Origin of the sequence: Pseudoclavibacter soli DSM 23366 (assembly GCF_000423505.1) — a bacterium.
Lineage (GTDB): Bacteria > Actinomycetota > Actinomycetes > Actinomycetales > Microbacteriaceae > Pseudoclavibacter_A > Pseudoclavibacter_A soli.
In genome coordinates, this window is record NZ_AUIC01000005.1 from 166,690 (window position 1) to 179,198 (window position 12,509).

The window sequence follows — 12,509 nt, forward strand, 5'->3', positions numbered from 1 at the left end:
CTCCTTGTAGTCAGGAATCTTCAGATCATCCTGAAACATCGAAGGTGGTGCGTCTCTGCAGCACCGGGGGACGATTCTGCACAATATCTGTGCGTTAGCGCACAGAATCGAATTCTCCCGCGAACGGCCGCATCAAGCGGCTGGTGCTGGAGTGGCGCATCCTGCCGACCAGAATCGTATATGGGTGCTGGGTTAACTGTGCGACTCGGTCTTGTGCAGCTCCTCGTGCAGGTCTTCGGGCGAGAGGTTGGCCGCCTCGAAGGCCTCGGTGCGTGGCAGCGACAGACGCAGGTCGGTGCCCAGACACACCTCGACGGTGCCCTCGGCCATCTGGAAGTCGAGTACGTGCCCGCCCCTGGTGTGGTCGTCGTCGATGAAGTGCACGTGGCAGCCGGGCACCGAGATGCCCTGCTCGTACACCGGAGTGCGGAAGCCGCCGACCACGCCGGTGACGTTCTCGAAACGCAGCGTCGGCTCGTTGTCGGTGGCGTCGACCATGCGCGGGTAGGGCTTGCTCTGCAACTGCACTGTGCGCGTCTTGACCCAGTCGAACGTGCCGGTGATGCGCAGCGCGTACAGGTAGTTCGGCGAGACGGTCAGCGAGTCGACCAGCGCCGACACCTCATCGCGGGTGGAGTGGGGCTTCACCTGGGCCGTGAGGTTGGTCACGAAATTGGTGACCACCGCGAACGGGGTGCGCTGATCGAGATCGGCCGGCCGCACGCTGCCGTCGACCTTCATCTGCCAGCACTTGCCGTCGAGGATGATCATCTCGCCGTCGAGCCCGTTGAAGGTGCCGAGGCCGAAGCTGCCCTGCCCGAGCAACTCGGCGATGCTCATCTCGCCGTCGTAGATGCCGTCGAGCAGTGCACTCATCAGCGAGGTCTGAAAGACCTCGTGGCGCACGATGTGACCGTTGTTTCCGTCGCTCATGACAGGACTCCTTCTCTGAGGTCGCCGGCGAGACCGGCGAGGTTGTCGCGGTAGTCGACGGGCACGTCGATGATCGTGGGCCCGTCTTCAGTCTGACCCAGGCGGATGGCCCGGGCAAGCTCTTCGAGCGTGGTCGCGCGGTGGCCGTGGGCGCCGAACGCCTCGGCGTAGGCCACCAAGTCGGGGTGGCCGAGCTGCACGCCAGAGGTGCGGCCGTACTTCTTCATCTGCTGGAAGGCGACCATGTCGTAGGTGCCGTCGTTGAACACGATGTGAGTGAAGTTCACACCGAGACGCACCGCGGTGTCGAGCTCCATCGCCGAGAACAAGAACCCGCCATCACCGGAGACTGAGAGTACCGGCTTGCCGGGCCGCACCAGTGCGGTAGCGATGGCCCAGGGCAGCGCGACGCCCAAGGTCTGCTGCCCGTTGCTGAACAGCAGGTGCCGTGGCCGGTAGGTGCGGAAGTAGCGGGCCAGGTAGATGTAGTGGCTGCCCACGTCAGAGATCACGGTGGTGTCGTCGTCGACCAGCTCGCGCAGGGTAAGCGTCACCGCCTTGGGGTCGAGGCCGAAGCTGTCGTCGTGCCGGGCGTCGACCTGTGCAGTGGCATCGAGCCGGGCGCGCTGTTCGTCGATCACAGTGCGGTCGGCGGCAGGATGCTCGAGGCCGTCAAGTGCCTCGGCCAGCGCTTCGATGGTGGTCGGGATGTCGCCCCGCAGCTCGAGGGTCGGCGCGTAGAACGCGTCGATGTCGGCGGCCACCTCGTCAAGGTTGATGATGGTGCGCGAGGCGTCGTGGTTCCACAGCTTCGCATCGTATTCCACCGGGTCGTACCCGATCGCGAGCACCACGTCGGCCTGGTCGAGCACCACGTCACCCGGCTGGTTGCGGAAGAGTCCGACGCGGCCGAGGTAGTGATCCTCAAGTTCGCGCGAGACCAGCCCGGCGGCCTGGAACGTTTCGACCACGGGCAGATCAGTGTGTTCGAGCAGTGTGTGCAGGGCCTCGGCGCCCTCGGCACAGGCCGAGCGCACTCCGGCGAGCACCACCGGAAAGCGCGCTTCGCGCAGCAGTTTCGCTGCCTGCGCGATCGACTCGGCGCGGGCCGGCCCGAGAGCGGGCACGCGATGCAGCGGCGGCAGCGGCACACTGGTTGGCTCGGCCATCACATCGGCGGGCAGCACCAGTGAGGCGGCGCCGCGGGGCATGACCTCGGCCTGCCGCAATGCGTTGACGATCGCCTCGGGCACGTTGTCGGCATCGTCAACCTCGCCGGCGAACTTCGAGACGGTGGCCAGCAGGCCGGCGGCATCCATTGACTGGTGGGTGCGCTTGAGGCGATCTGCGCGAGGCACGGCGCCGCAGAGCGCGATCATCGGGTCGCCCTCGGTGGTGGCCGTGACCAAGCCGGTCGCCAAGTTTGAGGTGCCGGGGCCGGAGGTGACGAGTGCGACACCGGGGCGACCGGTGAGGCGGCCGACTGCCGCGGCCATGAACGCGGCGTTCTGTTCGTGCCGGCAGACCACCACCTCGATGCTGGAGTCTTCGAGCGCGTCGAAGACCTGATCGACTTTCGCGCCGGGAACCCCGAACACCCAGCGCACGCCGGCAGCCTCGAGGGCCTCGACGATGCGCTGTGCGCTGCGCACGGGTGTGGGCGCCTGTGCGGGTGCGTGGGTGTGCGCGGGTGACTGCGTGGGGGTTGCTGTCTGGTTCATGAACTGCTCCTGGTGAGATTCGTTCGGTTGATGCTGATGTCGAGGGTGTGCCCACGGTGGGCGTCGGTGGTGCCAGTGGCGGGGCAGCAGGTGCCGGTGCTGGTGCCGGTGTGGCTGTTGGGCCAGCCAGCGACGGCTTCACGACTGCCAGTGTTGCTGGTATTGAGCATTGGTCGAGAGCCTCCTTCGCTGGCTAATGGCGGCAATCGCCGCGCCGGCACCGAATCGTGCAGGCGCAATGTGGTCAGACCACATATTCCTGCGAGCCGGGCTCAGGGTTTCGGGGTGGTGGGCGAGTGGCACTGCGGGTGCTTGGCTCGGTCGCCCGTCGACGTCAGCGCTCGGCGCTCGCGGCGGTGCACTTCATCGTATACGACATAGATACTAGATCGATCGGGCTCGGAGCGCCACTTCAGGGCGCGCCACCGGCGATCCGTCAGCTTTTGCGTCGGTCTCGCACTGATATCTCAAGAATGAATGTAAGAACGACGCGCAAAGCGGCAATGGGGGCGGGGTGGTGATGTGCGGGCAACGGGGTGGTGGAGCTAAGGGGAATTGAACCCCTGACCTCTTCATTGCGAACGAAGCGCTCTACCAACTGAGCTATAGCCCCGAGATCCTCTCGGACCTAGCCACTTTAGCACGCTCGAGTGCCAAGGTGCTCAATCAACGCCGGTGAGCATGCATGTGCGTCAAACGCCGGCATCATGCGGGCGCGGCACACGGCGTGTCAGCGCATGCCATGAACACGCGTGCTTCTGGGCAAGCTCCAAGAATGCGAGCCGACCGTGAGCTGAGCCTCTTCTTGTGTGACCCCTGATGCCAAGCCCCAACAACGCGAGGCTCGGCGGCCTCGACCTCAGATGCGGTCGTGCACCTCAAGGTCGCCGGTGGTGCGCACAAACCGGTACGTTGCGGTGGCAGCGCCGTCGTCAGGGCCGGTGTTGGTGACTTCGCCCACCTGGCGGTAGATGATCTGTGCGGTGTCGTAGGGGAACACCAGCTCTTTGCCTGACCCTGGCTCGAGCGGCAGCACCTGCCCGTCGAGTGGTCCGCCGATGAACTTGCCGATGGTGGCCTCTTGCTGCTCGGTCGCCTGCTCGTCTGCCATGGTGTCCTCCTTTTGGTTCCGCGTTCCAGTCTACGCGGCATCGAGGCCCAGCCGATGGATGCGCGGCGAGGGTCGCGGCCAAAGTTGCGGCCCCAGCGCTTCAGTCGAGGTATCGGTTGATGGTGATCATCGCGGTGCGGTCGGCCGGCTTTGGCGTTTCGCAGCAGCAGGCCTCGAGCCGGTCGGTCAGTAGCTGGCGGTCGAGGCCGGGGCCGATCAGTACCAGCTCAGTGTGGTCGACCTGGTGGGCGCGCTGGCGGGCGAAGCGCACATGCGGCCCTACGCTCTGTACTTCAAGCGGGTGCTTTGATGCGCCGGGGCCTCGCGTCACATTGAGTCGCACATGCCCCTTCAGCCGGTAGAGGCCGCCGGGATGCTCATACAGCAGGTCGAGCAGGGCCGCCGGGCTGAGTGGTCGCTCGGTGGTAAATGAGAGGCTGTCGTACTGATGGTGCAGGTGGGGCTCGGCCGTGCCGGAAAGTGTCTCGAATGGCAGAGTGACCTGCCCGAAGCGCGGAGGCGTGTGCTCAACGGGGTCGAACAGCAGCGCTGGGTCGACGCGGGCGAACGAGGTGGCGAGCACGGGCGCGCCCTGTGACGAGACGCTCAGCTGTTCGCGCAGGTGCTCGAGCTCGGCGGGCTCGACCAGGTCGGCTTTGTTGAGCACGACGAGGTCGGCCACCTTGCCGTCTTGCGCGATCTGCGGATGGCGACGCAGCGTCTCGGCATGTTCGGCCGCATCAACCACCAGAATCGTGCCGGCATAGCGAGCGCGATCGACTTTGGTGGCGCTGACTCGACGAGCGAGGTTTGCCGGGTCGGCCAGGCCACTCGACTCGACCACGATGGCGTCGAGCTGCAGGCGAGGCTGCGCGAGGCGCTCGATCATTCCGTCGATGGCTCCGGCGTCGGTGATGCAACACAGGCAGTTGCCCTCGAGCGTGGTCACGGTGTCGATGGCCGCATCGACCAGTGCGGCGTCGACGGCGATGTCGCCGAAGTCGTTGACGATCACGCCGATGCGCACGCCGAGCGTGTTGTGCAGTAGGTCATTGAGCAGGGTCGTCTTGCCTGCGCCGAGGTAGCCGGCCAGCACGAAAACCGGCAGACGAGGGGCAGAGGCGACCATGGCATCCAGTGTAAAGGTGCGCGTGTGCGCTGAATCAGGTGGCGCGTGCCACTCGCAGGTAGGGGCGAATGGCCGTGATCAGCCGCTGGGCGCTCTCGATGGTGAGCGTGAGCTCGTGAGCGTCGTCGGTGTCACAGCTGAGGTAGGTCTCGCCGTCGACCTGCAGCAGCCCAACAGCGCACTCCCGGGCGCGTGCGTGAGAGAGCACTTGGCCGTCGTGCGGCGTGGTCTCGCGCACGACGACGGGCACCAGTGTCATGGGGCTCAGGTGCAGCAGATGCCGGCAGTCTGGCAGTGTCGCGGCTACGGCATGCTCATGGCGCAACAGGCACCATTCGGGGCAGGTCTGGGGTGGGGGCGTGGTGTTCATGCTGGCATTCCATCGCGAGGCACTGACGAAATGGCCCGCTTGGAGACGGAGAATCCGAGGCTGTGGAGAAAATTCGGGAATCTCGCGCCTGTGTAGAACTGGTGGATGCTCAGCGCAGGTCGGGCGGGTCGCTCGGCAGCAGCTCGTGCAGTGGAGTCTGCAGCGCAGACGAGAGCGCCAACAGATTCGTCAGCTTGGGGTTCGCTGGTTCGTTGTTCTGCCCGAGGCCCTGCTCATATCGCATATAGGTATAGGGGCTGATGCCGGTCTGCGCTGCCACATACTCCTGGCTGTAGCCCAGTTGATGCCGGGCCCGCTGCAGGTTGATGCCGAACGCTGACATGTACCGCTGCCAGCGCTCGCGCGCGGCCACGGAGAGTTCAGAGGGATTCGGCACCGAATCAGAATGAACCGTTCCCCTTGTGTACATGCCCATGTACACAAGGGGAAAATCGCGTTGCGGCAGAATTGGCATAGTCTGATCTCGTGAGTACTTCGACGACTGATCAGCAGAACGACGTGACCCCGGCCACCGCGGCGGCAGAATCGCCGACCCGAGTCGAGACTGGCCCCGAGCGCGCACAACGGCTGGCCGCTGCCGGCACCGGCGGGCTCTGGGTGACCGTGGCTGCACTCGCCGACGCGCTCGCCATTCTGCTGTTCGCCTTCATTGGTGGGCGTGCGCACGGCACCGACCCGAGTTTCTGGCACATTCTCGAGGTGGCCTGGCCGTTCTTGGTCGGCGCAGTCATTGGTTGGGGGCTGGTGCGCGCTTGGCGCGACCCGCTCAATCTGTCGCACACCGCCTCAGTGATCTGGGCTTTCACGCTCGTCGGCGGCTTCGTGCTGCGCGCACTCACCCTGCATGGCGTGGCATTCGGCTTCGTTGTCATCACCAGCAGCGTGTTGGCGATTTTCTTGTTCGGATGGCGCGCGATCGTTCGCGCCGTTGTGCGGCGGTCTGCTGCTCGTCGCGTGGTGACCGTCTCAACGGCTCCCGTTGTGGCAGACCTCGACGCTGATGATGCTGATGTCGATGAGAGCGACGCCGAGCCCGCTACGAAGATCTGACGTCGACCACAATCGGGCGGTGATCCGAGTCAGTGGCGCTGGTGCCACTGATCGCCCAGAATCCGTCTATCGTGCGTGACGACGAGGTGTAGACGCGATCGATGGCCGCGCCCATCCATGCGGGCAGAATCGTCGGCCACGTGCCCGCGTTCAGCGCCCCGTGCGCCACGCTGGTCTGCTCGGCGCAGTCGCCGAGGCTGTCGCCGATGTTGGCCGACGTGGCGTTGAAATCTCCCACAACCACCGTGTCGCCCTTTGAGCACCATTGGCCCAACCAGTTCAGATGCGACCGCCAGACATCAGCTTGTGACTCGCTGAAGCCGGGCTGTTGGGTATGTGCGACCACGATGGTCGGCAGTGAGCTGTCTTCGGGCACCGCCACGATGCCGCCGCGCACCTGCTGTGTGGTGTCGTTGACCAGATGGAAAGCGCCCAGCTGTGTGGCAACCAGCACGGTGGTCGGCCAGGCGCTGTCGTTGTTGCGCGACGAGCCGACCACGGTGAAGTCGAGGCCGCGCTCGGCCAGAAGTGTGCTGAGCTCGCGAGCTTCGCTGACATTGGTCTCAGGCAGGGCGATCACCTGTGGTGACACCTCGGCGGCGAGATCGGCCACTGCGGGCAGCGATTCGGCGCGGGCGCCGATATTCCAACTGAGGATGCGCAGGGTACCGGTGGTCTGCGTGCCGACCTGATCGCTAGACCAGGCGCTGGCTGACGGCTGCACTGCCTGATGTGCAGGCACTGCCGCGGCACACACCAGCCCCACACACACGATGGTCGAAACGACCGCTCGCCCAGAGAGCACCGAAGTGATCAGCAGTGCGGCACCGAATAAGGCCAGCAGCGCGACCGCCGGCACGGGAAAGGCGAGCAGCTGAGCGAACCCGATGCGCTGGCCGAGCATGGCTGGGCCCCAAACCAGGGTGGCGATGAGCGCGAGGCTCAGCAGCAGCCAGAGGGCGGTGAGCAGTCGGCGGAACATGCGAGCCTCCTCTCGGTGCGGTCTGGCCATCTGACGCGCGCGTCGGGGTGCGTCGCCCTTTCATGCTAACCGCAGAGTATGGATGCCCGGCGCGGGCTGGCCGGCTTGGCTGCGACACGCCGGGGATGCGAGTGGTGCGGGCCTTTGCGAGAGCAATTTCCGGCGGGGCAATCAGGGGACAAACCGCGGAATCTCAACGAACTTTCACACTTGAGTAATTACATCGCTGTAACACACCATCTTGTGTCGGGAAATCTGGCGACCACTAGATGTAGTATCGAGTACACGTTCACCGCGGTGAGCGAAAGAAGTCCGAACTGGCGTTGTGAGTCTCACAATCAGCCAGCGCATCCCATCTCGTATGGCACATGAAAGTGGAGAATCAGACATGGCAGTTACGGTCTACAGCAAGCCCGCATGCGTGCAGTGCAACGCCACCTACCGCGCGCTCGACAAGCGCGGCATCGACTACACCGTGGTCGACATCACCGAAGACGCCGCGGCGCTCGACCATGTCAAGGGTCTGGGCTACCAGCAGGCGCCGGTCGTGGTGACCGACGCCGGGCACTGGTCGGGGTTCCGCCCCGACAAGATCGATGCGCTGGCCGCGGCTGAGACCGCGGTGGCCAGCCTGGTCTGAGCCACATCATGAGCCGGTTGATCTACTTCTCGAGCGTGTCAGAGAACACGCGCCGGTTCATCGATCGCCTGGGGCTGCCGGCACAGCGACTTCCGCTGCGCCCGTCTGACCCCCAGGTGATGGCCACCGAGCCCTTCGTGCTGGTCGTTCCCACCTATGGCGGCGGCGATACGAAGGGCGCCGTGCCGAAGCAGGTCATCAAGTTTCTCAACGTGAAGGCCAATCGTGATCTGCTGCGGGGCGTCATCGCCGGCGGCAACACGAACTTCGGCACCGGGTACGGGCTGGCGGGTGACATCATCGCCGCGAAATGCCACGTACCGGTGCTCTACCGGTTCGAACTCATGGGTACAGATGATGACCTGCAGGTCATCCGCGAAGGATTGGAACGATTTTGGCAGCTTTCACCGAGGCAGCACACCCCGGGGCGGGTGGCGTAGAGGGCCAGCAGCTCGACTACCACGCGCTCAACGCGATGCTCAATCTCTACGACGAGAACGGGCGCATCCAGTTTGAGAAAGACCATGAGGCTGCTCGCGAGTTCTTCTTGCAGCACGTCAACCAGAACACCGTCTTCTTTCACGACCTCGAAGAGAAGATCGAGTATCTGACCGAGCACGAGTACTACGAGAAAGAGTTCCTCGAGCTCTACCCGTGGCAGTTCGTCAAAGACCTGTTCAAGCGCGCCTACGCGGTGAAGTTCCGCTTCCCGACCTTCTTGGGTGCGTTCAAGTACTACACCAGCTACACACTGAAGACCTTCGACGGCAAGCGCTACCTTGAGCGCTTCGAAGACCGCGTGGTCGTGGTCAGCCTCTACCTTGCCGCCGGCGATCAGGAGCTGGCGACCCATCTGGTCGACGAGATCATCGCCGGCCGCTTTCAGCCAGCCACACCGACGTTCCTCAACGCCGGCAAGAAGCAGCGTGGTGAGCTGGTCTCATGCTTCCTGCTGCGCATCGAAGACAACATGGAGTCGATCGGCCGCTCGATTAACTCGGCCCTGCAGCTGTCGAAGCGCGGTGGTGGCGTGGCCTTCCTGCTGTCGAACATCCGCGAGTCGGGTGCACCGATCAAGCACATCGAGAACCAGTCGTCGGGCGTGATTCCGATCATGAAGCTGCTCGAAGACTCGTTCAGCTATGCCAACCAGCTGGGTGCGCGCCAAGGCGCCGGTGCGGTGTATCTGAACGCCCACCATCCTGACATCTATCGCTTTCTCGACACCAAGCGCGAGAACGCCGACGAGAAGATCCGCATCAAGACCCTCTCGCTGGGCGTGGTGATCCCCGACATCACCTTCGAGCTGGCCAAGAAGAACGAAGACATGTACCTGTTCAGCCCCTACGACGTCGAGCGCATCACAGGCAAGGCCTTCGCCGATTTGTCGGTCACGGAGCACTACCGCGAGTGGGTCGACGACGAGCGCATTCGCAAGTCGAAGATCAACGCGCGCGAGTTCTTCCAGACCCTGGCCGAGATCCAGTTCGAATCGGGCTACCCCTACGTGCTCTTCGAAGACACCGCCAACCGTGCCAACCCGATCGAAGGGCGCATCAACATGTCGAACCTGTGCTCTGAGATTCTGCAGGTCAATGAGCCCAGCGAATATCGCGATGACTTGGGCTATGAGCAGATCGGCAAAGACATCTCGTGCAACCTGGGGTCGCTGAACATTGCCAAGACGATGGACTCACCCGACTTCGCACTGACTATCGAGACTGCCATTCGCGGACTCACCTCGGTCAGCGATCACAGCCACATTCACTCGGTGCCGTCGATTGAGGCAGGCAACGACCGCAGTCATGCCATCGGTCTCGGGCAGATGAACCTGCACGGCTACCTGGCGCGTGAGCGCATTTTCTACGGTAGTGACGAGGGCATCGACTTCACGAACATCTACTTCTACACGGTGCTCTACCATGCGCTGCGGGCATCCAACCGCATCGCCATCGACCGCGGCGAGGCATTCGACGGGTTCGAGCGCTCGAAATACGCCACCGGCGCGTTCTTCGACAAGTACACCGAGCGGGAGTGGAAGCCGGCCACCGAGCGGGTCGCGCGGCTGTTCGCAGATGCCGGTGTCAGCATCCCCACGCAGGATGACTGGCTCGCGCTGAAAGCGAGCGTCGCCGAGCACGGCATCTACAATCAGAATCTGCAGGCGGTGCCGCCGACCGGGTCGATCAGCTACATCAACAACTCCACATCGTCGATTCACCCGATCGCCTCGAAGATCGAGATCCGCAAAGAGGGCAAGATCGGGCGCGTCTACTACCCGGCGCCGTACCTCACCAACGACAACCTGGAGTACTACCAGGATGCCTATGAGATCGGCTACGAGAAGATCGTCGACACCTACGCCGCGGCCACGCAGCACGTTGACCAGGGGCTGTCGCTGACACTGTTCTTCAAAGATACGGCCACGACTCGTGACCTCAACAAGGCGCAGATCTACGCCTGGCGCAAGGGCATTAAGACGCTCTACTACATTCGCCTGCGGCAGATGGCGCTCGAGGGCACCGAGGTTGAGGGCTGCGTCAGCTGCATGCTGTGACCCGTCTTCGGGTTCAGGCTGGCGCTGCGCGCCGAAACGTTCAGACAGTTCGAGAAAGAGGCACACCGACCATGAATGCAGCACCGAAGCTGAAACTCGTCGACAGGGTCGACGCGATCAACTGGAACCGCATCGAAGATGACAAAGATCTCGAGGTGTGGCAGCGGTTGACCGGCAACTTCTGGCTGCCCGAGAAGGTGCCGCTGTCGAATGACATCCAGTCGTGGGCCACGCTGAGTGATGCCGAGAAGACGCTCACCATGCGCGTGTTCACCGGGCTGACGCTGCTTGACACGATCCAGGGCACGGTCGGCGCGGTGTCGCTCATTCCCGATGCGGTCACTCCGCACGAGGAGGCGGTGTACACCAACATCGCATTCATGGAGAGCGTGCACGCCAAGTCGTACTCGTCGATCTTCTCGACGTTGTCGAACACCAAAGACATCGATGACGCGTTTCGCTGGTCAGAGGAGAACCAGAACCTGCAGCGCAAGGCCGCGATCGTGCTGGAGTACTACCGCGGCGACGAGCCGCTCAAGCGCAAGGTCGCCTCGACGCTGCTTGAGTCGTTCCTGTTCTACTCGGGCTTCTACCTGCCCATGTACTGGTCGAGCCACGCGAAGCTGACCAACACGGCCGATCTGATCCGCCTGATCATTCGTGACGAGGCTGTGCACGGCTATTACATCGGCTACAAGTACCAGCGCGGGCTCGAGAAGCTCGATCAGGCCGGTCGCGACGAGCTCAAGGAGTACACCTTCGCGCTGCTATACGACCTGTACGACAACGAGGTGGAGTACACCCAAGATCTCTACGACGAGGCAGGGCTGACCGAAGACGTCAAGCGCTTCTTGCATTACAACGCCAACAAGGCGCTGATGAACCTCGGCTACGAGCCCATGTTCCCGTCGTCGGTGACCAATGTGAACCCGGCCATCCTGTCGGCGCTGTCGCCCAACGCCGACGAGAACCACGACTTCTTCTCGGGCTCGGGGTCGTCGTACGTGATCGGCAATGCCGTCAACACCGAAGACGAAGACTGGGATTTCTAGGTCGCGCAGCGCATCTCATCGGACAGCCTGAAACTCTCCGTCGTTCGCGATCACGAGCTGGTGGGCATTACCCGTCAACGTATGACCGGAGTGCTTTCATCGGGGCAATGAGGTGCAGATCGTCCACGGGCGACGAGATGAAGTCACCGTTCGCGAGGTAGAAGGCTCGGGCGTTTTCGTCGCGGCAGTGAATGAGTACAGCCGCGGCACCGATGCTCTTGCTGAGACCCACCGATCTGAGCAGTGCATCACGCAGAAGTTCCCAGCCGAGCCCCTGCCCTGCCCACTGCCGGTCGACGGCAAGCCGCGCGAGCAGAATGCACGGGATGCTCGCCGGGCGTGAACCCTTGAGTATATCGGCCGGTGCCGTTTCCTTTTCGATTGCCGCCATAGCGATCGAATAGTAGGCGACAACGCGCACGTCGTTGGTAATGACATAGGTGGTCGCGTTGTTGGCAGCTTGGTTTTCCCAAGCGTACTTGACGAACCACTGGTCAAGATCGGCTGCACCGCTCTCGAACCCTTCCCGGATGTCAGCCTTCGTGAGCTTCCTTGGTGCGGTGAGCTCGCTCATTCCGACTCAGAGAAGCGCGAGCGGCGAGAGAACAACCGGTCGAACTTGGTAGTCGATGGCAACGGCTCGTCGAGCAGGCGGACAAACTCAGCGAACTGCTCGTCTGTAGCGCTAAACCATCGACGATCAGCGAGCACACGATGCGCCTGCTCGACCGCACTGTTCAGCACAAAATCGGTGAGTGTGCGGTCGGTGGCCTCCGCAGCACGACGGAGCACCGCCTCTTGGCGATCGGTTGCGCGAAGGTTGAAGCGTTGGTTCTTCGCCGGGTGTGTCGCAGTGCCGATGTCTATCATGACGCTCTCCTTTGTGTACTCACAATGTACGTACGTTGGCTTACTGTGTCAAGGCGCGTGCAGTACTCCCTAC

Annotated in this window: 14 protein-coding genes and 1 tRNA gene; 5 read left to right on the plus strand and 10 right to left on the minus strand. The window is 63.3% G+C overall.

The window, feature by feature from the left end:
• Nucleotides 1-192: 192 nt before the first annotated feature.
• From budA to G557_RS13925, 7 genes are all read right to left on the minus strand, one after another.
• Nucleotides 193-933: an acetolactate decarboxylase gene (gene budA / locus G557_RS0105920; protein ID WP_028245315.1), complete on the minus strand. Its 741-nt coding sequence runs from the start codon at nt 931-933 to the stop codon at nt 193-195.
• Nucleotides 930-2,654 (minus strand): acetolactate synthase AlsS, encoded by a 1,725-nt coding sequence (alsS, locus tag G557_RS0105925; RefSeq protein WP_036961501.1) that lies wholly within the window; start codon nt 2,652-2,654, stop codon nt 930-932. Before alsS ends, budA begins: the two co-directional genes overlap by 4 nt.
• Nucleotides 2,655-3,191: 537 nt before the next feature.
• A tRNA-Ala gene (locus G557_RS0105935) sits at nt 3,192-3,267 on the minus strand.
• A gap of 246 nt (nt 3,268-3,513) precedes the next feature.
• Nucleotides 3,514-3,765 (minus strand): hypothetical protein, encoded by a 252-nt coding sequence (locus tag G557_RS12055; protein ID WP_051224741.1) that lies wholly within the window; start codon nt 3,763-3,765, stop codon nt 3,514-3,516.
• 100 nt (nt 3,766-3,865) lie between these two features.
• A complete protein-coding gene (locus tag G557_RS0105945) occupies nt 3,866-4,894 on the minus strand; it encodes a CobW family GTP-binding protein (RefSeq protein ID WP_028245317.1) in 1,029 nt (342 codons plus the stop codon).
• 34 nt (nt 4,895-4,928) lie between these two features.
• Complete coding sequence (locus tag G557_RS0105950) at nt 4,929-5,264, minus strand: DUF6907 domain-containing protein (RefSeq protein ID WP_028245318.1); 336 nt, start codon at nt 5,262-5,264, stop codon at nt 4,929-4,931.
• Between the two features lie 109 nt (nt 5,265-5,373).
• Nucleotides 5,374-5,661, minus strand: a complete 288-nt coding sequence (locus G557_RS13925) for a helix-turn-helix domain-containing protein (RefSeq protein ID WP_211220530.1) — start codon at nt 5,659-5,661, stop codon at nt 5,374-5,376.
• Nucleotides 5,662-5,750: 89 nt separating this feature from the next.
• Here G557_RS13925 and G557_RS13345 point away from each other — a divergent pair, with 89 nt between their 5' ends.
• The gene (locus G557_RS13345; RefSeq protein ID WP_051224742.1) at nt 5,751-6,335 is read left to right on the plus strand and encodes a DUF3054 domain-containing protein; all 585 of its coding nucleotides are present in this window, start codon (nt 5,751-5,753) and stop codon (nt 6,333-6,335) included.
• On the opposite strand, the gene G557_RS0105965 is transcribed toward G557_RS13345, so the two are convergent.
• Complete coding sequence (locus G557_RS0105965) at nt 6,322-7,317, minus strand: endonuclease/exonuclease/phosphatase family protein (RefSeq protein WP_028245319.1); 996 nt, start codon at nt 7,315-7,317, stop codon at nt 6,322-6,324. The two genes, G557_RS13345 and G557_RS0105965, sit on opposite strands and share 14 nt — an antisense overlap.
• Before the next feature lie 388 nt (nt 7,318-7,705).
• Here G557_RS0105965 and nrdH point away from each other — a divergent pair, with 388 nt between their 5' ends.
• From nrdH to nrdF, 4 genes are all read left to right on the plus strand, one after another.
• Entirely contained in the window at nt 7,706-7,957 is a 252-nt protein-coding gene (gene nrdH / locus G557_RS0105970; RefSeq protein ID WP_028245320.1) for a glutaredoxin-like protein NrdH, read from the plus strand.
• An 8-nt stretch (nt 7,958-7,965) separates the two neighbouring features.
• A complete protein-coding gene (gene nrdI, locus G557_RS0105975) occupies nt 7,966-8,397 on the plus strand; it encodes a class Ib ribonucleoside-diphosphate reductase assembly flavoprotein NrdI (RefSeq protein ID WP_028245321.1) in 432 nt (143 codons plus the stop codon).
• On the plus strand, nt 8,352-10,514 hold the full coding sequence (gene nrdE / locus G557_RS0105980; RefSeq protein ID WP_036961507.1) for a class 1b ribonucleoside-diphosphate reductase subunit alpha: 2,163 nt from the start codon (nt 8,352-8,354) through the stop codon (nt 10,512-10,514). Before nrdI ends, nrdE begins: the two co-directional genes overlap by 46 nt.
• 71 nt (nt 10,515-10,585) lie before the next feature.
• Nucleotides 10,586-11,566 carry a class 1b ribonucleoside-diphosphate reductase subunit beta gene (gene nrdF / locus G557_RS0105985; protein WP_028245323.1) on the plus strand — a complete coding sequence of 327 codons (981 nt, stop codon included), beginning with the start codon at nt 10,586-10,588 and terminating at the stop codon, nt 11,564-11,566.
• Nucleotides 11,567-11,633: 67 nt separating this feature from the next.
• Here nrdF and G557_RS0105990 read toward each other — a convergent pair whose 3' ends face one another.
• A complete protein-coding gene (locus G557_RS0105990; protein ID WP_028245324.1) occupies nt 11,634-12,140 on the minus strand; it encodes a GNAT family N-acetyltransferase in 507 nt (168 codons plus the stop codon).
• Nucleotides 12,137-12,436 carry a type II toxin-antitoxin system TacA family antitoxin gene (locus tag G557_RS0105995; RefSeq protein WP_028245325.1) on the minus strand — a complete coding sequence of 100 codons (300 nt, stop codon included), beginning with the start codon at nt 12,434-12,436 and terminating at the stop codon, nt 12,137-12,139. The genes G557_RS0105990 and G557_RS0105995 overlap by 4 nt, the downstream gene beginning before the upstream one ends.
• Between the last annotated feature and the right edge of the window lie 73 nt (nt 12,437-12,509).